This window comes from Terrisphaera buseokensis (assembly GCF_047521145.2).
GTDB lineage: Bacteria > Verrucomicrobiota > Verrucomicrobiia > Opitutales > Opitutaceae > ER46.
Genome location: NZ_CM134186.1, coordinates 1798967 through 1818556, shown reverse-complemented (window position 1 = coordinate 1818556; position 19590 = coordinate 1798967). Strand labels below are relative to the sequence as shown.

General features: G+C 68.1%; 17 protein-coding genes. All 17 read left to right on the top strand.

What is annotated here, in order from left to right; translation table 11 throughout:
• The first annotated feature begins 52 nt into the window (after positions 1-52).
• On the top strand, positions 53-1480 hold the full coding sequence (locus ACLJEU_RS06530) for a DUF1501 domain-containing protein (RefSeq protein WP_414663689.1): 1428 nt from the start codon (positions 53-55) through the stop codon (positions 1478-1480).
• 171 nt (positions 1481-1651) lie between these two features.
• Complete coding sequence (locus ACLJEU_RS06525; RefSeq protein ID WP_414663688.1) at positions 1652-2548, top strand: ThuA domain-containing protein; 897 nt, start codon at positions 1652-1654, stop codon at positions 2546-2548.
• Between the two features lie 308 nt (positions 2549-2856).
• Positions 2857-3444, top strand: coding sequence for a DUF4255 domain-containing protein (locus ACLJEU_RS06520; RefSeq protein ID WP_414663687.1), 588 nt, complete (start codon positions 2857-2859; stop codon positions 3442-3444).
• 5 nt (positions 3445-3449) lie between these two features.
• Positions 3450-4220, top strand: a complete 771-nt coding sequence (locus ACLJEU_RS06515) for a hypothetical protein (RefSeq protein WP_414663686.1) — start codon at positions 3450-3452, stop codon at positions 4218-4220.
• A 51-nt stretch (positions 4221-4271) separates the two neighbouring features.
• Positions 4272-5963, top strand: a complete 1692-nt coding sequence (locus ACLJEU_RS06510) for a phage tail sheath family protein (RefSeq protein ID WP_414663685.1) — start codon at positions 4272-4274, stop codon at positions 5961-5963.
• A gap of 153 nt (positions 5964-6116) precedes the next feature.
• Positions 6117-6566 (top strand): phage tail protein, encoded by a 450-nt coding sequence (locus ACLJEU_RS06505; protein WP_414663684.1) that lies wholly within the window; start codon positions 6117-6119, stop codon positions 6564-6566.
• A 125-nt stretch (positions 6567-6691) separates the two neighbouring features.
• On the top strand, positions 6692-8275 hold the full coding sequence (locus ACLJEU_RS06500; protein ID WP_414663683.1) for a phage tail sheath protein: 1584 nt from the start codon (positions 6692-6694) through the stop codon (positions 8273-8275).
• A 5-nt stretch (positions 8276-8280) separates the two neighbouring features.
• Positions 8281-8763 carry a phage tail protein gene (locus ACLJEU_RS06495; RefSeq protein ID WP_414663682.1) on the top strand — a complete coding sequence of 161 codons (483 nt, stop codon included), beginning with the start codon at positions 8281-8283 and terminating at the stop codon, positions 8761-8763.
• Positions 8760-9752, top strand: coding sequence for a CIS tube protein (locus ACLJEU_RS06490; protein ID WP_414663681.1), 993 nt, complete (start codon positions 8760-8762; stop codon positions 9750-9752). The genes ACLJEU_RS06495 and ACLJEU_RS06490 overlap by 4 nt, the downstream gene beginning before the upstream one ends.
• Before the next feature lie 2 nt (positions 9753-9754).
• Positions 9755-9925: a hypothetical protein gene (locus ACLJEU_RS06485; protein ID WP_414663680.1), complete on the top strand. Its 171-nt coding sequence runs from the start codon at positions 9755-9757 to the stop codon at positions 9923-9925.
• 157 nt (positions 9926-10082) lie between these two features.
• Positions 10083-11162, top strand: a complete 1080-nt coding sequence (locus tag ACLJEU_RS06480; RefSeq protein ID WP_414663679.1) for a phage late control D family protein — start codon at positions 10083-10085, stop codon at positions 11160-11162.
• 3 nt (positions 11163-11165) lie between these two features.
• Entirely contained in the window at positions 11166-11843 is a 678-nt protein-coding gene (locus ACLJEU_RS06475; protein WP_414663678.1) for a phage baseplate assembly protein V, read from the top strand.
• Complete coding sequence (locus tag ACLJEU_RS06470; RefSeq protein ID WP_414663677.1) at positions 11837-13432, top strand: hypothetical protein; 1596 nt, start codon at positions 11837-11839, stop codon at positions 13430-13432. The genes ACLJEU_RS06475 and ACLJEU_RS06470 overlap by 7 nt, the downstream gene beginning before the upstream one ends.
• 109 nt (positions 13433-13541) lie before the next feature.
• Positions 13542-13928, top strand: coding sequence for a GPW/gp25 family protein (locus ACLJEU_RS06465; protein ID WP_414663676.1), 387 nt, complete (start codon positions 13542-13544; stop codon positions 13926-13928).
• Between the two features lie 231 nt (positions 13929-14159).
• Positions 14160-16382: a putative baseplate assembly protein gene (locus ACLJEU_RS06460; protein WP_414663675.1), complete on the top strand. Its 2223-nt coding sequence runs from the start codon at positions 14160-14162 to the stop codon at positions 16380-16382.
• The gene (locus ACLJEU_RS06455; protein ID WP_414663674.1) at positions 16382-18745 is read left to right on the top strand and encodes a phage tail protein; all 2364 of its coding nucleotides are present in this window, start codon (positions 16382-16384) and stop codon (positions 18743-18745) included. Before ACLJEU_RS06460 ends, ACLJEU_RS06455 begins: the two co-directional genes overlap by 1 nt.
• A gap of 1 nt (position 18746) precedes the next feature.
• Positions 18747-19574, top strand: coding sequence for a hypothetical protein (locus tag ACLJEU_RS06450; RefSeq protein ID WP_414663673.1), 828 nt, complete (start codon positions 18747-18749; stop codon positions 19572-19574).
• Positions 19575-19590 lie beyond the last annotated feature (16 nt).

Below are 19590 nucleotides of genomic sequence, written 5' to 3'. Positions count from 1 at the left end.
TGAACTGCACTGCAATCCTGCTCGCCCGCCCCTTCTCATCGCCTGGAACCCCATGAACTCCCCCGCTTTCGTGACCCGTCGCCAGGCATTGCAGCAGCTCGCGTGCGGCTTCGGCTATCTCGCGCTCGCCGGCCTGGCGTCACAGGTCGCCGCCCGCGCGGCCCCGAATCCGCTCGCTAGCCGCGCGCCGCATTTTCCGCCCCGCGCCAAGCGCGTGATCTTTCTCTTCATGGGCGGCGGCGTCAGCCACCTCGACAGCTTCGACTACAAGCCGCGCCTCTATGCCGACGACGGCAAGATGATGGATTTCCTCGATCAGCGCAGCATCGCGAAGACCGGGGCCGGCTCGACGCAGCGCGTGATGAAGCCGCTGTGGGAGTTCAAGCAGCGCGGCCAGAGCGGGCGCTGGGTGTCGGAGCTGTTTCCCCACCTCGCCAATCACGTGGACGACTATTGCGTGGTGCGGTCGATGCACACCGAAGGTGTGGCGCATGGGCCGGCGACGCTCTTCCTGCACACCGGCTCCACGAATCTGATCCGCCCGTCGATGGGATCGTGGGTCAGTTACGGACTTGGCAGCGAAAACGAGAACCTGCCGGCGTTCGTGTCGCTGAGCCCGACGCTCGCGAACGGCGGTCCGCGCAACTACGGCAACGCATTCCTGCCGTCGGTGTACCAGGGCACGGCGATCGGCCGCGGTGGCCAGCTCGCGAAGGACGCCGGCATCCGCAATATCCACAACCCCAAGTGGACGCCCGCGCAGCAGCAGCGGAATTTCGAACTCGTGCGGGCGTTGAACGAGGTGCAGCTGCGGATGAAGCCCGGCGATCTGGAGCTCGAGGCGGTCGCGAACTCCTTCGAGCTTGCGTGGCGGCTGCAGAATCACGCGCCCGACGTGCTGGATCTGGCGAAGGAAACGCCGGCCACGCTCGCGCTGTATGGCATTGGCGAGGAGCCGACGGATAATTTCGGCCGCCAATGCCTCATGGCGCGCCGCATGGCGGAATCGGGCGTGCGTTTCATCCAGGTCAACTACTCCGACAACTCGAACAACCCGGGCTGGGATCAGCACTCCAACATGCCCAAGCACAAGGAGCATGCCGAGCGCGTGGACAAGCCCGTCGCCGGCCTGCTCGCCGATCTCAAGTCGCGCGGCCTGCTCGACGACACGATCGTGTGGTTCGGCAGCGAGTTCGGCCGCACGCCCTATGCGGAGCGCAACGGCACCGGTCGCGATCACAATCCCACGGGGTTTTCGGTCCTGCTCGCCGGCGGCGGTTTCAAGCCGGGCATCGCGTATGGCGAAACCGACGAGTTCGGCCACTTCGCGATCGCGAACAAGGTGCACATGCACGATCTCCACGCGACCATCCTGCACCAGCTCGGCCTCGATCACGAACGTCTCACATTCCGCCACGACGGCCGCGATTTCCGTCTCACCGATGTGCACGGGCACGTCGTGAAGGATCTGCTGATCTAATTACAGTGCCCCGCGGCGCGGACAGCCCGGGAGCGCCGGCCTCCGGCCGGCATCGGATCGAAGCAGGCGGGACGCCTGCGCTCCCGAACGAGCCGGCTGACGTCACCGTCGCCGATCCCCTCACGGTTTACCCAAACCCATTCTCTTCAAACCCTCGCTTTGCCCCCGCTCATGAAGTTCCTATCCCTGCTCTGCCTCGCCGCCACGCTGGCTCACGCCGCGCCTTCCTATGACCAGTCGGGCGTCCCGCTGGAGGTCGACTCGCCTGATCCGAAGCTGGCCAAGATCATCCTCCTCGCGAGCGGACCGAGCAGCAAGGCCATGGCGCATGAATATTTCGCGGGCTGCGCGCTGCTCATGGACTGGCTCAAACAGCAACCCGGCGTGTGGCCGGTCATGGCCCGCGACTGGCCGAAGAACCCGGCCGTCCTCGCCGGAGCGAAGTGCGTCGTCTACTTCGGCGATGGCGGCGGCAAGCAGCCGTTCATGGAACCCCAGCGTTGGGCCGCGCTCACGCGGCTGATGGACGCCGGCACCGGCCTCGTGCTCCTGCACCAGGCGATGGATTTTCCGAAGGGCCCCGAGGGCGATCGGGTCAAGGACTGGCTCGGCGGCGTGTTTCGCAGCGACATCGGCTGCCGCGGCCACTGGGACATGACGTTTTCCAAAATCGGCGAGCATCCGGTGACGCGCGGCGTGAAACCGTTCGCGGCGCCCGGCGATGGCTGGCTCTATAATATGCACTTCGCCGGCACCGGCGTGACGCCGCTGCTGGTCGGCACCGTTCCCGAAAAATCGCGCTCAACCGCCGATGCGAAAAAGCATCCGGGCCGCGACGAAGTGATCGCGTGGGCGTTCGAGCGTCCGGGCGGCGGCCGTGGATTTTCGTTCACCGGCGCCGATCTGCACGTGAGCTGGACCTACGAGAGCCAGCGCACGCTTGTCCTCAACGGCATCCTCTGGTCCGCGGGGCTGAACGTGCCCGCCGGCGGCGCGAAGGCGTCGTTCGATCCAGCGGCGCTCGAACGCAATCTCGACGACAAGCGCAAGCCGGCGCCCAAGAAGTAAGGAACGCGAGTTCGCTGGGACCGCGAGCGCCCCCGCTCGCCTCGGTCTAAGATCGCCGCCGGAACGCCCGCGTTGCCGGGCCGATCATGCCCTGATCGCGCCTTTTAGCGACGCATCGGGCGTTCTCCCACCCCGCGTACCGTCAAAGACCTGATTCGTTGGCGCCCAATATTTTGGTACGATCCTAGCTCTCGCTGGTGGATGCGAATTGCACTGCGACCCTCCGCTTTTTCGAGGCCTCCGGTCACTCGCAACTCCCCCAGCGACGCCCCCCTGAAAGGCTGGTTCCGCCAGCCCGCCACCTGACTTTGGCCAATCACCTCGCCCTCCATTCGTTTTGCCAGTCGCTGTCTGACTTCCTGTCGCAGCGTCATGCCACGTACGTCCCTCCCGCCGGCGTGCCCGCACTGCCGGCGGCCTCGTTCGCGGTCCTGAGTTCGTCGAAATTCAGTTCCAACGACACGATCGCCGACGGCACGGTCTCGCTCTTCCTGCACCGGGTCACGATCGACAACCACCTCCGGAATATCCGCGATCGCTCGGCGGTGGGGCCGCTCGGGCTCGATCTGCATTTGCTGCTGACGGTCTGGGCGGACGATGCCGACGACGAACACATCCTGCTCGGCTGGGCGATGCGCGAGCTGCACCAGCACGCGTTTCTCGATCGCAGTTCGCTCAGCGCCGAAGCCGGCTGGGCCGTCGATGAACAGGTGAACCTCGCGCCCGCCGAGCTGGCGCCGGAGGAAATGGCCCGCATCTGGGAAACGGCGCACCGCGGTTACCGGCTGAGCCACGGCTTCATCGCCCGCGTGGTGCGCATCGATCCGGATCGCGTGCCCGACGGCGCGCCCACGGTGGCGACGCGTTTCAGTTTCGCCGATCACCCTCGTTCCTGACTGCCATGCCGGAGATCATCGACAGACGCGTGCTCGGCGCGATCCGCTGGATCGATGCGGTCACGCTTGCGCCGATCGCGCTGCCGTTGAAGCCAACGAGCGATCAGCTGCGTTTCAGCCGCAATCTCAGCGGGCTCACGGTGATCACGGAGGCGGACGGACTGGAAGCCTACATCAGGACCTTCGATCTCGCCACGCTCGCGCCCGCCGACGTCGTGGCCACCGGCTCGATCACCGTGGAGGGCTCGGTCGAGGATCCGTCGGGCACGTATCTGCCGGCGAAGTTCACCGTGCCGCTGCCCCGCGATCCCTCGCCCGCGCTGCTTGCGCCCGACAACCATCGGCCGGCCGGTTCGCTCTTCACCCCGCTCGATGTCGCGTTGCTGCCGGCGCCCGCCGCGCGGCTCGCGCCCGGCACGGCGCAGGTGCGCGTGCTGATCCTCGATGCCGCCGGCCAGCCGATCCGCAACGCCCTCGCGCGGGTCGTCAGCACGGCGGGCAATGTGATCCTCGGCTGCGGTTTGTCCGATGCGCGCGGCGAGACGCTTGTCGCCATTCCCGGCCTGAAACATTTCGGACCCGGCGCGACCGCCGAAGCGGTGGTGAGCGTCGAGACCGAGGCGCGCCTCGAAGTCGTCCTGCCGCCGACCAATTCCCCGGTGGTCGACTGGATCGCGTTGCGCAACACCGCCGTCGCCGCGGGCAACACCGATGCGCAACCGCTCCGCCTGCGACCCGGCGCGCTCATCAGCCGCCGCTTCCCCTTTACGACCTAAGCCCTCCGGCCGTGGCCGTTCGCTCCCCCCACCCTCCACCCTCCTACAGCCATGCCAGAATATTTAGCGCCCGGCGTTTTCGTTGAAGAAACCAGCTTCCGGAGCAAATCCATCGAAGGCGTCAGCACGAGCACGACGGCGTTTGTCGGCCCCACCCGCACCGGTCCGGTCGGCGATGTGCCCGAGCTGATCACCAGTTTCGCGGAGTTCGAACGCGTCTACGGCGGACTCGACCCGCTCGGCTTCAGCGCCGACCCGAACTACCTCGCGCACGCCGTCATGGCGTACTTCAACGAGGGCGGTGCCCGGCTCTACGTCGCCCGCGTGGCCGGCACATCCGCCACCGCCGCCGGCACGGACCTCGTCAACGCCAAGCGCTCGCGCTTCGTTTCGCGCTTCCCCGGCGCCGCCGGCAACGGGACCATCGTCGTCGCGCTGCAGACCGCCGCGACGTCCATCCCCGCCGCCCAGGCCGCAGTCGACGGCAGCGTGATTCGCATCCGCAGCACGCCCGCGGTCGATCTCGTGAAACGCGCCGGCGTCTGGCGCACCACGGCGAACGCCGTCCACACGTTTGTCGCGCAGAACGAAACCGACGGCATGGATCTCCTCACCGTCCGCGTGGTGCTGACCGACGCCGACCGCCGCAGCACGGAATTCTCCGACCTCGGGCTCGACCCGCTGCACAAGCGCTTCATCGGTGCGCTGCTCAACCCGAAGCCCGCGACGCGTGCCGATCAGGTGTCGCTGCCGTTCGCCTTCGACGTCGCAACGACGGTCACGCCTTTCGAGCTCGCGACGGCGTTCGCCCCCGACGCCAACAGCCCCGTCAAGACGCTGACCGTCACCGGCGGCACCGACGTCGCGCCGACGCTCCAGCACTACAAGGACGCGCTCGCGATCATCGAGGGCATCGAGGACGTCTCGATCGTCGCCTCGCCCGGTTACACGCAGCTCGCCGCGACAGCCGACGGCGTGGCGCTCGCGCTGATCGCGCACGCGGAAGCGCGCCGGTCCTATCGCATCGCGGTGCTCGACGTGCCGCGCGCCCAGTCGGTCTCCGAGGCCCGCACCTACAAGGCCCGGATCGATTCGAAGTACGCCGCGCTCTATTATCCGTGGGTCGTCGCGCCGAATCCGGATTTCAATCCCAACTCGCCCAGCGCGCCCGCCGAGCTCACGTTGCCGCCGTCCGGTTTCCTTTGCGGCATCTATGCACGCAGCGACGTCGAGCGCGGGGTCTGGAAAGCGCCCGCCAACGAAGTCATCCGCTCGGCGTTGCGCTTCGAGCGCCTCGTCACGACCGGCGAGCAGGAAGTCCTGAATCCGCTCGGCGTGAATTGCCTCCGCTACTTCCCCGGTCGCGGCAATCGCGTCTGGGGTGCGCGCACGACGACGTCCGATCCCGAGTGGAAATACGTCAACATCCGCCGCTTCTTCCTGTACCTCGAGCACTCGATCGATCGCGGCACGCAGTGGGCGGTGTTCGAGCCCAACGGCGAGCGGCTGTGGGCCAATGTGCGCGAGACGGTCTCGAGTTTCCTGCACAACGAATGGGTCAGCGGCGCGCTCCTCGGCGACAAGCCGGAGCAGGCGTTCTTCGTCAAATGCGACCGTTCGACGATGACCCAGAACGACCTCGATAACGGCCGGCTCATCTGCCTCATCGGCGTCGCCGCCATCAAGCCCGCCGAGTTCGTCATCTTCCGCATCGGCCAGAAAACCGCCGACGCCCGCACGTGATGATTCAGCCGTAGCCGCACGACCAGCCGGGTGGCTGCGAGCGCCCGCGAGCGGAAGCCCGCGTCGGCGCACTCCACCCCTCGCTGGCGCTCGTGGCCACCGACCCAGCCGCTCAACACCCCGCCTCGTCTCACCTCTCAACGCTTCACCACCATGTCACGCAGCACGCCCTACGGGGCCTTTAATTTCTCCGTCAATCTCAACTCCCCCGGCGTCGATCCGTCCACGGAACTCGGCGGCTTCTCCGACGTCTCGGGCCTCGGCACCGAAACCGTCATCGCTGAATACCGCAACGGCAACTTCCGCGAGAACCACGTCAAAAAGATCCCGCTCATGCACAAGGTCAGCGACGTCACGCTCAAGCGCGGCGTCGTCGACTCGAACGAATTTTTCGAGTGGCTGAAGCAGACGCGCCAAGAAGGCCACAAGGCCAAGCGCGATGTCACGATCACGCTCCGCGACGAAACCGGCGCGCCCGTGCGCAACTGGAAACTCCAGAGCGTCCTCCCACTCAAGTACACCGGCCCCACGCTCGCCGGCAAAGGTGGCGACGTCGCAATGGAGGAACTCGTCCTCAGCGCCGAGGGCCTGGTGATCGAATAGCGCTTCGCGGGGAAGTTGAGGGTTGAGAGCTGAGGGTTGAGAGCAGACGTCGGAAGCACCGCTTTTTCCGAACTCCGATCTCTCAACCCTCAACTCTCAGCTCTCAACTTCCTCCTCCCCCACCCATGTCAGGCCTCCTCTTCAAGGATGCTCAGCCGGCCGAGACGTCGACGCCCCACCGCGCCGACATCGTCTGCTTCGTCGGCTTCGTCCGGCGGCGCGACGCCTCGCCGCTGCCCGCGCAGTTGAAGACGTGGTTGCAGGACAACGGCTGGCGCGAGCGGGGCACCGCGGTCGCGGACCTCGATCCGCTGCTCAACGTGCCGGTGCCATTGGACAGCTTCGAGGCCTTCGATCGCCTCTTTGCCTGGGAAACACGGCCACCGCTGCCCCACGCGTTTCCCTTTACGCCCTGGCTCGGCGCGGCCGTCCGCTCTTTTTTCCGCCAGGGTGGCGCCCGGTGCTTTGTGGTCCGCGCCGGCGATCCCGCGCCCTACTCGATGCTCGCGGAAAACGCCTCGCCCGCCGAGCGGACTGCACACCGCGGCGCGCAACGCGCCCGGCTCGGTGCGCTGCTGCCGGGGTTGCCGTTCAGCGGCACCTTGCCCGCGGCGCGCTCCGCCCCGGCCACGTGGAAAGGGCTCGGCGTGCTCTTCGGTTTGGATGAAGCCGCCTTCGTGTGCTTCCCCGATCTGCCGGAACTGGTGGCCGACGCCACGCTCGAACCGGCCGGCCTCGCACCATTGCCGCCGGCGCCGGAGGAGTTTGTCGAGTGCACGCCGACGCTCCGGCCGGCGACCGACGAAATCCGCCAGGTGTCGGTGAGCCCCGCGTGTACGGAAACCGGATACGTCGAGTGGCGCCGTGCCGTGCGCCACACGGGACTCTTTCTCCGCACCCAGCGCCGCGACGTGCAACTGGTGGTCGCGTTGCCGCTGCCGTCGCCCGATCTCGCCCGATCGTACACGGCCAATCTCGATCTGCCCACGCAGGTGCTCGGCCTGGGTCAGGGCAAGTCGCTCGACGAAACCGACGGCATCGCGAGCGCCTTTGTGCAGGTGTCGTATCCGTGGCTGGTGACGCCCGGCGCCGAGGCGTTGCCCGGCGGACTCGAGCCACCCGACGGCGTCCTGGCCGGCGTCCTCGCGCGCACGATTCCCGAGCGCGGCGTCGCGCACAGTATCGGCCGCCAGCCGTTGCGCGGCGTCCACGACTTTCATCCCGCGCTGCCGGTCTCGGACCTCGTGCTCGACACGCCGAAGGGCGCGTCCGCCGCCCTCATTCATCGCGTCTCGCTGCTGGGCCGCACTCCGGACGGTCCGCGCGTTCTGTCCGACGTGACCACCAGCCTCGCGATCAGCCACCGCCCCGCCTGCATCGGCCGGCTCACCGCCGCGCTGCTGCGCACGGCGCGGCAGATCGGCGACAGCGTGACCTTCGAGCCGTCGGGCGGCGAACTCTGGGGCCGGATCCGCACGCAGCTCGATCGCCTGCTGAACGATTTCTACGCGGCGGGCGCGCTCAGCGGTGCGTCCGCGGCCGAGGCGTATTCGATTCGCTGCGACGCCACCACGACCACCCAAGCCGACCTCGATAACGGCCGCGTCGTGGCCGAGGTGCGTTTCGCCCCCGCCCATCCGGTCGGTCTCATCGTCGTCATCCTCTCCCTGCGCGAGGGCTCGGTCACCGCGCTCGAGCCCGCGCCCTGAACGCCATGCCCGAAGTCGATTCCATTCCCGTCGGCACGTTTCGCTACGAGCTCGTTTTCACCGAGAACCGGCTGCAGAGCGGGCGCAACGCGAACACCGTGCGGCCCATCGCCGGCGGGGCGTTTGCCGAGTGCAGCGGACTCGAAGCCACGATGGAGCCGAGGCTCATTCGCGAGGGCGGACGCAACTACGGCGCGCATCAACGCGCGGGTCCGGTGTCGTTTTCCACGGTGATTCTGCGGCGCGGCATGACGCTCAACCGCGATCTGTGGGACTGGTTTCAGCTGACAACGCTGCGCGGCGCGTACACGCACCGCATGGACGTCGACATCGTCCATCTCTCGCTCGACGGCCGGACGCCGGTGCGCACGTGGCGCCTCGACCGCGCACTGCCGGTGAAATTCAAGAGCGCCGACCTCGACGCCCGCGGCGCCGAGATCGCCATTGAAGAACTCCACCTCGTCCACGAAGGCCTGAAACTCACATGATCGCCGCGCAGGATTTCAAGCAGGGTCAGTTCACCTACACGCCCGCCAACGGCGCGCCGGAGATCGTGCCGATCGATTTCAATCCGGCGTCGCTCGACTACAGCGTGTCGATCAAGGCCCGCGGCGAAGGCGGTCAGACGCAGCAGGCGGCGGGCGCGGCGAGTGCGACGTTGAACATGGAACTGCTGTTCGACACGACCGACAGCGGCGACGACGTCCGCAGCAAGACCGTCAAGGTCGAGCGCATGCTGCGTCCGCAGCGGCCCGCGGCCGGCCCGAAGGGTCCGCCGGCTGCGCCGCCGCTCGTCACGTTCGAATGGGGTGCGTTCACCTTCCGCGGCGTCGTCGAGTCGTTCCGGCAGACAATGGACTTCTTCTCCGCGAACGGCGTGCCGCTGCGCGCCGTCGTCAACCTGACGATGTCGCAGCCCGACTATCAATTCGACGAACCCGACGGTGCGGGCCGCAGCGCCGACGTCGACGAGACCTTCGAGTCGCCCGCCGGCAGCGCGTTCCAGCTCGCCATCGACGCCGGCGATGCGAGCGGCGCGCGCGGCATCGCGATCTCAAACGGACTGGAAAGCCTCCGCGCCGATAGCGGAGCAGCGATCGCGGTGGGCGGCGGCGTGACCATCGGTGCGGCCGCCGGCTTCTCCGCTGGCGCGGCTGCGGGAGTGGGCGGCGGATTCGGCGTCAGCGTTGGCGGCGGTGCGGGTTCGGGCGCGAGCGCGGGTGCGTCGGTCAATTTTGGCGCCGGCGCCTCGGCCGGAGTTTCCGCCGGCGCCGGCGCGTTCAACGGCCTGCAAGCGGGCGCGGCCACGGCCGGCGGAACATTGCTCACGCCGCAACGCCTGCTCGCCGCGTCGTCGGCCCCGGGCATCGCACCCGGCGCGCTCTTCGACGTCACGGGCAAGGCCATCGCCCAAAACGCCAGCACCTTCAAGGCGGAGGTCGGCACCACCCCGCGGCTCCGTTTCGACGAAAGCTAACCATGCCCATCACCTTCGACGAAGTCAGCGCCGACCTCACGCCCCCGCCCGCACCGGTGAGTGGCGGAGAGACCCGCACCGACGCCGCGGAACGCAGCGCGGTGGATCCGCAGACGTTGTCCCGCGAACTGCAACGCCTCGCCGAACGCGCCGCGCGGCTGAACGCCGACTAGTTCCACCGCGTGATGAACGAAACAAAGCATCGTCGATGCCCGAATGGTGGCGGGGTGCCCTCACCCCGCAGCGTTCGCCATGCATCCCATTCACGACCCTCGATCGGGGTGATGGCACCCCGCCAACACTCGAGCCCCGACCAGTAACACCGCCCGCATGCCGCCGAACGACACGCCTCTCGTCTATGTCGCACGCCCGACGCTCCGTTTGAACGGAGCCGAGGACGAGCGCATGGCGTCGCTGCTCACCCACATGGTGATGAGCGAACAGGAAGGTGGGCTGTCGTCGCTCGAGTTGCGCCTTTCCAATTCCGCCTCGCTCGCAAGTGGCGCGGCGGAATACGCGTTCGATGCCGGCGGCGATCTCGATTTCGGCAAAGAACTGGTCGTCGGTGCCGGCGACGCCCTTTCCCCGATCGAGATTTTCCGCGGGCTCATCACCGGCATCGAAGGCGTCTTCGACCACGACGGTCCGCCGGAACTCATCGTACTCGCCGAGGACGCGTTGCAGAAATTTCGCTGCCAGCGCCGCAGCCGGACCTTCGAGGACCAGTCACTGGCGGACATCGCGCAAGTGATCGCGAACGACCACGCGTTGACGCCCAGCATCGACGGGCTCACCGAGAATTTCGGCCCGCAGGTTCAGCTGAACGAGACCGACCTCGGGTTTCTGCGCCGGCTGCTCGCGCGCGTCGACGGCGACGTCCAGATCGTCGGAACGGAACTGCACGTCGCGCCCCGCGCCCAGGTGCGCCGCTCCGAACTCACGCTCGCGCTCGGCCGCGAACTGAAGCGGGCGCGCGTGCTCGCCGATCTCGCGCATCAGATCACGAAGTCGACCGTGAAGGGTTGGGACGTCGCCAACGGGCAGCCGTTGAATGCCGAGGGCCGCGACAACGCCCTTGGTCCGGGCGCCGGCCGAAAGGGCGCGGACGCGTTTCGCGACGCCATCGGCGAACGCGCCCACCACACGCACGATCTCGCGAGTTTCAATCAGGACGAGGTCGACGCCGTCGCGACCACCGTGCGCAACCGGCGCGCGCGGCGCTTCCTTCGCGTGGAGGGCGAAACCACCGGCTCGCCGGCAATGCGGGTCGGCTCCCACGCGACGCTGTCGGGTCTCGGCGCCTGGTTTTCCAACACCTACTACATCACGTCGGTCCGCCACCGGTTCGATCCCACGCACGGCTACCGGACGGAATTCGAGGGCCAGTGCGCCTTCCTGGGAGAAAGCTGAACCATGTCCGCCCCCGACTCTCCCCTCAGCGCCGCCAGCACCTGCCATCTCGCGCAGGTGGTGTCGGTCAACGACCCGCAAAACCTCGCGCGCGTCAAAGTGCGGCTGCTCACCGTCGACGGTGACGGCGCGGTCGAGATCTGGGCGCGCGTGGCGGTGGCCTTCGCAGGTGCGGGTCGCGGGGCGTTGTTCATTCCCGACGTCGACGACGAGGTGCTCGTGACCTTCGTGGCCGGTGACGCGCGTTTTCCGATTGTGATCGGCGGACTCTGGAACGGTGCGGCCCAGCCGCCCGAACGCTTCGCGGGCGATCGCGTGGATCGCTGGACGATCACGAGCAAGGCCGGCACCCGCATCGCCATCGTGGAGGAGAATGCAGGGGAGGAAAAGATTGAGCTGTCCACGCCCGCGGGCGTGAAGGGCACGTTCACCGATGCGGCCAATGGCAGCATCACGTTTGAGGATACGTCGGGCAACAGCATCACGCTCGATGGCCAGGGCATTCTGCTGCAGTCCTCGGGCAAGGTCCGCGTCGAGGCAAGCCAGGTCGAGGTGTCCGCCGGGATGGTCCGCGTCGACGCCGGCATGTCGACCTTCTCCGGCGTCGTGCGCTGCGACGTGCTGCAGGCCACGACGGTCATAGGCACCACCTACACCCCGGGAGCCGGCAACATATGGTGAAGGCGAATCCAGTCCATCTGCACGACGATCACGACGTCCGGCTCGTGGGCGCATGGAACCTGCGCGGCGACGGCACGCCGTCGATCCTCGAGCGACGGGACGAGGACTTCATCGCCGCGATGCTCGAGGAACTCGCGGGCGAACAGCACGCGACCATCGTCGCGAGCCACCGGCCGAAGGCCGCGGCCGACGGCGCGCTCCGTCTCTTCCAACCGATTCACCGCACCTTCAACCTCGCGCTGCTCGAGGCACATTGCGACACGTTCGGCAATCCGCGGCTCGATCCGCGCAAGATTGCGTCGTCCGGCCAGGTCATCCGGCGCGTGCGCACTCAGCCCGACGGCTCGAAGCGCTACGAGGCCTGGTGCGCGACGCGCAGCAAGGTGGCCGGCTGGGTCGCGTTGCCCGACGCTGCCAGTCCCGATCATCTCCGCGATCCCGATCCGGCGCGTCGGCCCCAAGTGCGTTACACCGCCGACCCGGCTTTCGATCGCGCGCAGTTCGGCGCCGGCGACCAGACGGCCGAGGAGACGACGTCGCTGTTTGTCGCGCCGCCGAACACCGCGACGGTCACGACGCGCACGCTGCTGTACGGCGTGATGCCGGTGGCGAGTTCCGCCCGCGCGGGCGCCATGCCGAAAGGCACCGCGCCCGCCGCCGACGAATGGGCCGCGCATCTCTCGCTGCTGCTGCGCACGTCCGCGAATCCTGTGAACCTCTGGCCGGCGAACTCGAACGCGGACCGGGCCGCCATCCTTGATCGCGCGGACCTGAAGACGAATCCGATCACGCTGCCCGACAGCAGCGTCGCGCCGGGAGCGAGTCGCTTCGTCCTGCTGGTCCGCCAGCTCGCGCAGGAGTTCAGCCTGTTGCGTCCCATCAATCCCGATACGACGCAGAAACTGGTCGCCGCGCTCAACCGCCTGAGCCTCGCGCTCGTCGACGGCACCAGCCGTCCCGCCGGCGACTACCTCGTGGAAGCGGCGCGTTGCTATCTGGATCAACCGAAGCCGGCCCTGTCGCTGCCGCGCCCGCACACTTGGCCGTCCGTCAGCGCGGCCATCGCCACCGATCTCTTCAATGTGCTGCATCAGATCGCCGGCGAGACGGAACTGTCGGTGTTCAGCACCGACAGCGGCGGCGGTCGCTACGACGATCCGACCGCGCGTTATGTGTTGCGGGCGTTCATCCGTGTGAAGCAGCCCGGCCACTGTCCGCCGAAGATCGTGTGGAGTCCGTACAGCGAGGAATTCTCGATCGCGCCGTGGTTCGAGTCCGGTCCCGGCGGGCCGGTGCCGATCATGCTGCCGGATCTCACGCCGGACTTTTTCAAGAACGCCCGGCCGAACGTCGCCTTCTCGGTGCCCGCGCGCCTCGCGAACGCGCTCAACCAGGACCCGAAGAAAATTCTCGAGGGCAACGGCGGCAACGGCTCGTCGTTCACGCTCGATTGGATCTGCGGCTTCAACCTCCCGATCATCACGATCTGCGCGTTCTTCGTCCTGAATATTTTTCTGAGCCTGCTGAACATCGTCTTCTTCTGGCTGCCGTTCGTGAAGGTCTGCATCCCGTTCCCGCGCAAAAGATGAACCGTAGCCCTCATTTCCCTACCCGTGCCCGGAGCCACTCGCTGGCGCTCGTAGCCACCGACCATGCCGTCCACTCGCTCACGCGCGCGGCGACGCGAGCCCACTTTCCATGACGTCCACACCTCCCATTGGCTGGCCGTTGCTGCCGCTGCCGGACGACAGCGGCAGGCTCTCCTGGCCCACACTCGAGCAGAGCGTCGCGCAGCAAATCCGCGTGATCCTGCAAACGCGTCCCGGCGAACAGCTGATGCGGCCCGCGTTCGGCGCCGGCCTCGAGAACTTCCTGCATGAACCCAACACCCTCACGACCCACCGCCGCATCCGTGACCTGATCGCCACGTCCCTGGCGCGCGGTGAGACGCGCATCATCGTCGACGACATCGCCGTCGGCACACCTGACGGCGCGCCCGGCCAGGTGCGCATCGAAATCGCCTACCGCCTGCGCCGCACCGGCACCGCCAGCCGCCTCGGCCTCACGCTGGAGGTGGGGAGCTGACTCGAAGTTGAGAAGTGAGAGCGCAGGCGAAGTTGAGAGATGAGAGCTGAGAGTTGAGAGACCGATCCGCGACCCCGTTCCAAACCCAGTACTACCACGAAGCCTCCTCTCTTTCGGTCCTCCCCGTCCGACTTCCTCTCTCATCTCTAAACTCTCAGCTCTCAACTCTCACCTCACCGCTCCCGCCTCTCAGCTCTCAACTTTCCGACCACCCCGCGCCGCCCTCGCACCATGCCCATTCGCGTTCCTTCCCTCGACGATCGTTCCTACCAGCAGCTGGTGGAGGAACTGCTCGCGCGCATTCCCGCCCACACGCCGGAGTGGACCAATCCCGTGCCGGGCGACCCGGGCCGCACCCTCGTTGAACTCTTCGCGTGGCTCACGGACACCCTGCTCTACCGCGTCAACCTGATCCCCGAGCGGCAGCGCCTCGCGTTCCTCCGGCTCCTCGGCGTCCAGCTCCGCGCCGCGCGTTCCGCCCGCACGGTCGTTTCCATCGGCTTCGATGCGCCTGACAACCACGCCGCCCAACTGCTGCCGGCGCTGACGCGGATCAAGGGGCCCGTGTTGTTCGAGACGCGTGACACCGTCACCGTGCTCCCGCTGGTCGGCGAAACGTACTGCAAGCGCCCGCTCTCGCCGGTCGAACACGAGGCGATGAGCGACAAGATCGCGCAGCTGTCGCGTCTGTATCCGGTTTCCCATGCCGCCGTTCCGTATCTGACAACGCCGGTGTTTCCCGACGGCAAGGCCGACCCCGACGGTTTCGATCTGGTGCAGCAGACCGTCGATCACAGCCTGTGGTACGCGTTGCTCGTGCCACTCGAGCAGGGCGAGCCGCCCGCGTTCCTCGCCGCCCTCGACGCAGTGAAGACGACGCTCGGCCAGAGCGCCTCGGGCGGTCCGCAGTACCTGAATCTCGCCTTTGCCCCGAAGCTCACGCTGCCGGCCTTCGGCGAGGATATCGGCGAACGCTCACCGATTCCCTGCACGTGGGAACTCACGACGCCCGATCCCGCGGACCCGAAAGGCGTCGCTTTTCTGCCTCTCACCGTGGTCAGCGACACGACGCAGGGTCTCACCACGGACGGTATCGTGCGGCTGAGTTTGCCCGCAAAAGCCTCGTTCTTCGCGCCGCCCAACAACGTGCGGCAGGACGTCGATGCCGGCACGGGCGACAAACCGCCGCGGCTCGACGACGCGGTGAAATCCCAGCGGCTCGTCGCGTGGCTGCGGCTGCGGCCCGCAATCGCCGTCGACTCGCTCGCGCTCACGTGGACCGGCATCAACGGTGCCGAAGTCGATCAGCGCCAGACCACCGCCGGTCTCGTCGTCGGCCAGGGCACGGGCCAGCCTGATCAAACGCTCGCGCTGCCCAACGGTGGCATCGAAGCGGAGAGTTTCAGCCTGCAGGTCGAGGAAGCGGGCCTCGGTTACCGCCGGTGGCGACGGGTCGACGACCTGCTGCTCGCCGGCGTGCAGGAGGCCGCGTATTCTCTCGATCCCGAGGCCGGCACCGTGCGTTTCGGCGATGGCGTGCGGGGCAAGATTCCCGCCCGCGGCGCCCGCTTCCGCGTCGAACGCATGCGACTCGGCGGCGGCGAAGCGGGCAACGTCGCCCCGGGTTCGCTCGTGCAGGTGCAGGTTTCGCCCGCGCCAATCGCGAAGTTGAAAGTATTGCAGCCGCTCGCGGCCGCCGGCGGCCAGGAGGCCGAGACGCTGGCCGAGGCGGAGAAACGCATTCCCGCGCTCTTCCGCAATCGCGATCGGGCCGTCACCGCGGACGACTATGAGCAGCTCGCGCTGACGACGCCCGGCGTGCGCGTCGGCCGCGTGGAAGTGCTGCCGCGTTTCAAGCCGCAGGAGCGGCGCAGCGACGTCCCCGGCGTGGTGTCCGTGATGGCGCTGCCGTATCGCGCGAGCTTCGACGCGCCCTATCCGCGCGTGGACCGGCCGTTCATTGAAACCGTTTTCAAGCGGCTCGCGGATCGGAAGCCGCTGGGCACCGAACTCTACGTCATCGGCTGCGAATACGTGCCGATCGCGATCTCCGTCGGCATCGACAATCCCGGCGGTCGTGAAGAAACGGCTACAGCGGTCAAGGACGCGTTGAAGAAGTACCTGTTCTGCCTGCCGCCGGGCGGACCGCAGGCGCGCGGCTGGCCGCTCGGCCGCACCGTGAAACGCCGCGAGCTCGAGATCATCGTTTCACGCGTGGAGGCGGTCACAGGCGTGTACGGCCCGAATCTGTTCCGCCAGGTGAACGGCGCGTGGGAACGCGTCACCGCCACGAGTGGCAACGAGAACGCCGAGATCACGCTCCTGCCCTGGCAGTTGCCCGAATTGATCGGCGTGGTCGTCGCTGCGGGCGAAGCCCCGACCGAGTTCAAGCCGCCGGCGCCGAACCAGGCGAAGGATGGCTTCGCCATTCCCGTCGTCCCCGAAGTCTGCTGATGGACGCCAACGGTCAACGCTTCTGGCTCGCGCTCGGCGGCGCCCCGTGGACGTCCACGGCGCCCGGCACGCTCGAGTTACTGCCCGACCACCTGCGGCTCGCGAGCCAGGCGGGCGGCGATCCGTTCGTGGAAAACGTGGCGCTCGCCACCGCGCAGCTCGCGCGGGTGCCGATGACGCGCGACGCGTTCGGCACGTGGGCGTTTGTCGACGCCGATGGCGTGACCGTGCGCGCGACCGGGGCGTTCTCCGAACCCGAGGCGACGGCGTCGAGTCCAGTGCTGCTCGTCGCGCCCGCGCCAGTGACCGACCTCGCGCTCGGTGCCGACGGTTTCCTCACGGTCGTGGCCGGCGGTGTTCTGATCCGCCACCCCTTGAGTTCGCGCTTTGCGGCGGCGACGCTCGCGGCGGTCAGTTTCAGCGCGTTTCGTTTCGCCCCCGATCCCACCGGCGGCGGCTGGGCGCTCGATCGTACGCGTCGCCGGCTCGCGCGGCTCAGCGGTCAGGCGTGGCCGACGCGGCTCGCGTTCTCGGAGCCGCCACCGACAGCGTTCCTGCCCGTGCAGGAAAATCCGACGCCGCCGGAGCTGAAGGTCATGCCCGACGGCTGGCTCGCGCCCGGCGAGGATCCCGTCGCGCTCGCGTGCAGCCCGGAAGGCCGACTCGCCGTCCTGTTTTGGACCAACACCCAGCCCCGCGTGCGGCTCGTCGACGCCTCGGGCCGCCTCGGACCGGCCGCAACGCTCCCGCAACTCGAGCGACCGACCAGCCTCGCCTGGCTTTCGAATGATCGCTTCGCCGTGATCGCACCGGGCGTCAGCGAGGCCGTCGTCTACACGTGGCGCGAAGGCAACCTGATGGCCGCCGGCGACGTGTATCCGCTCCGCGATCACGACGGCGGCCCGTTCCTGCACGGCACGACGGCAACGGTCGAGTATCCGTCGCGCCGGCCCACCCCCGCCTTTCCGCAACGCATCGCGCCGCGGCCGCTGGTGTCGATTGCGCTCCCGGCACTCGCGCAACAGGCCGAGGGCCGGCTCGCGACGCCATTCGACAGCGGCGAGGCCGGCACCGCCTGGCACCGGCTCTACGTCGAGGCGCAGATCCCGCCCGGCACCGGCTTCACGCTGCTGGCGGCCGCAACCGATTCCAATCTCCCCGCGGACGCCCCCACGGTCGACGACTGGCAACCGCATCACTTCGGCGCGATCGAGGCGGCGCACCGGCACGAGCCGCGGGCCGCCTGGGTGCCCAGCGCATCCGAAATTCCAGGACACGCCGGCTTTGCCGCGGATGCGCCGGTGCGCGATCGCAACGGCCTGTTTACAGTTCTGCTCCAGCGCGCGAATTGTCCCGTGCGCACGCTGCGCGGCCGCTTTCTGCACCTGCGGATTGTGCTGCGCGGCAATCTGCGCGCGACGCCCTGCCTGCACGCCGTGCGCGCGTACGGCCCGCGTTTTTCCTATCAGGACAAGTACCTGCCGGCCCTGTATCGCGAAACGCTCTTTGGGCCCGAGGCCGACGTGCACGCACCGGGCGGCGCGTCGACGCGCGCGGATTTCCTCGGCCGCATGCTGGCCAATTTCGAAGGCGTGCTCACGCCGCTCGAGGACAAGGTCGCGCACAGCTGGCTGCTCACCGATCCGCAGCACACGCCGGACGAGGCCCTCGCGTGGCTCGGGAGCTGGATCGGCGTCGATCTCGCGCCGTGGTATCCCGCGCAGCACCGCCGCCGCCATCTGCAGCACGCGCCCGAACTGTTCCGCCGGCGCGGAACGTTCCAGGGTTTGCAACTCGCGCTCGACCTCGCGACGGGCAACGGCGTCCGCGCCGGCCGCATCGTGGTGGTGGAGGACTACTGGTTCCGTCGCACGTTGCAGACCGTGCTGGGCGTCAAACTCGATCGCGACCACGACCCGTTGCTCGGTGGGAGTTTCATCTCCGGCAACTCGAAGGTCGGAGACACGCTCTTCCTCAGCGAGGAGGGCATGGAGAAGAAATTCCTCGCGCTCTTCGACGCCTCCTTCCGGCTGCGTTCGGCGGATCGCGCGACGGTCGACACCTTCTTCGCGTCGCTCGCGCATCGCGTGACGGTCATCGTGCATGAGACCGCCACGCCCGAGGAGCTCGCGTTGGTCGAGCGGATCGCCGCCGCCGAGGCACCCGCGCACGTCATCACGCGCGTGCGCCCGGCCAGCGCGGACTTCATGGTCGGGCTGACGGCATTGCTGTCGGTCGACACCTATCTCCGGCCCCACCCCCTGCCCGCCGCCGTCGAAGTGCAAGCGACGATCCTCGGCGACGGCTCTCTCCTCCAACGTCCGCCGAGCCTCGATCCGCGGCTCGAAGGCAGATCTTCCTGACATGTCCACCACCACGTCCGTCTCCCCGAGCCAGCGCGTCTCCTACCGCAACGGCATTCTGCTCGATGCGTCCGACTTTCAGCAGGAGCAGCAGTATCACCGCAGCCGGCTCGCGCTCGCGCTCAGCCAGATCCATGGCTTCGGCACGATCGCCGGGCTGCGGGTCGAACGCGGCGCGCCCGGCGCAATCGATCCGGCCACGGGTGAACCCGAGCCGCCCGAGCAGTTGATTGTCCATCCGGGCCTCGCGCTCGATCGCGCCGGCCGGCTCATCGAGGTGAAGACCCGCCAGTGCCTGCGGCTCGCGCGCTGGTTTGCGTTTCAGGTGGCGCAGCCTGGCGCGGTGCTGAAACCCTTCGTCGCCGCGAACGGTCGGCGCTTCTTCGTCGGCGATCTCTTTCTGCGCTTCAAGGAGTGCGCGCAGGGCCTGCGGCCGGGCTTTCCCGAGCCCGCGGCTGACGCCACCGATGCCATCGTGCCGTCGCGCACGAACGACGCCTTCGAACTCCAGCTCGTGCCGCGCGACTGCGATCCGGAAACGACGCTGCCCGCCGTGCCGGCCCGTCGCTATTCCGCGGCACCCGCCACTCGCGCCGCGTTGTTGACCGCCATCTACGCCGCCTACGAGCAGGCGAGCCCGGCGGTCGATCAGGAATATCCGCCGGGGTTTGCCGACAAGACAGCCGTCTTCCTCTGCCGCGTACGTCTCCGTCTCGCCGATACCGCCGCCTCGCTCAACCGCCATGCGTCCGCGGAAGTGATCCTCGAGGATCTCGACCGCCCGATCGTGACTTCCACCGATCTGCTGCGCCACGTCCTGCCCGCCTGAACCCCGACCCCTTTCC

Coding starts and splice junctions, on each gene's coding strand:
- ACLJEU_RS06530 (WP_414663689.1), top strand. CDS start 53: ATGAACTCCCCCGCTTTCGTGACCCGTCGCCAGGCATTGCAGCAGCTC.
- ACLJEU_RS06525 (WP_414663688.1), top strand. CDS start 1,652: ATGAAGTTCCTATCCCTGCTCTGCCTCGCCGCCACGCTGGCTCACGCC.
- ACLJEU_RS06515 (WP_414663686.1), top strand. CDS start 3,450: ATGCCGGAGATCATCGACAGACGCGTGCTCGGCGCGATCCGCTGGATC.
- ACLJEU_RS06510 (WP_414663685.1), top strand. CDS start 4,272: ATGCCAGAATATTTAGCGCCCGGCGTTTTCGTTGAAGAAACCAGCTTC.
- ACLJEU_RS06505 (WP_414663684.1), top strand. CDS start 6,117: ATGTCACGCAGCACGCCCTACGGGGCCTTTAATTTCTCCGTCAATCTC.
- ACLJEU_RS06500 (WP_414663683.1), top strand. CDS start 6,692: ATGTCAGGCCTCCTCTTCAAGGATGCTCAGCCGGCCGAGACGTCGACG.
- ACLJEU_RS06495 (WP_414663682.1), top strand. CDS start 8,281: ATGCCCGAAGTCGATTCCATTCCCGTCGGCACGTTTCGCTACGAGCTC.
- ACLJEU_RS06490 (WP_414663681.1), top strand. CDS start 8,760: ATGATCGCCGCGCAGGATTTCAAGCAGGGTCAGTTCACCTACACGCCC.
- ACLJEU_RS06485 (WP_414663680.1), top strand. CDS start 9,755: ATGCCCATCACCTTCGACGAAGTCAGCGCCGACCTCACGCCCCCGCCC.
- ACLJEU_RS06480 (WP_414663679.1), top strand. CDS start 10,083: ATGCCGCCGAACGACACGCCTCTCGTCTATGTCGCACGCCCGACGCTC.
- ACLJEU_RS06475 (WP_414663678.1), top strand. CDS start 11,166: ATGTCCGCCCCCGACTCTCCCCTCAGCGCCGCCAGCACCTGCCATCTC.
- ACLJEU_RS06470 (WP_414663677.1), top strand. CDS start 11,837: ATGGTGAAGGCGAATCCAGTCCATCTGCACGACGATCACGACGTCCGG.
- ACLJEU_RS06465 (WP_414663676.1), top strand. CDS start 13,542: ATGACGTCCACACCTCCCATTGGCTGGCCGTTGCTGCCGCTGCCGGAC.
- ACLJEU_RS06460 (WP_414663675.1), top strand. CDS start 14,160: ATGCCCATTCGCGTTCCTTCCCTCGACGATCGTTCCTACCAGCAGCTG.
- ACLJEU_RS06455 (WP_414663674.1), top strand. CDS start 16,382: ATGGACGCCAACGGTCAACGCTTCTGGCTCGCGCTCGGCGGCGCCCCG.
- ACLJEU_RS06450 (WP_414663673.1), top strand. CDS start 18,747: ATGTCCACCACCACGTCCGTCTCCCCGAGCCAGCGCGTCTCCTACCGC.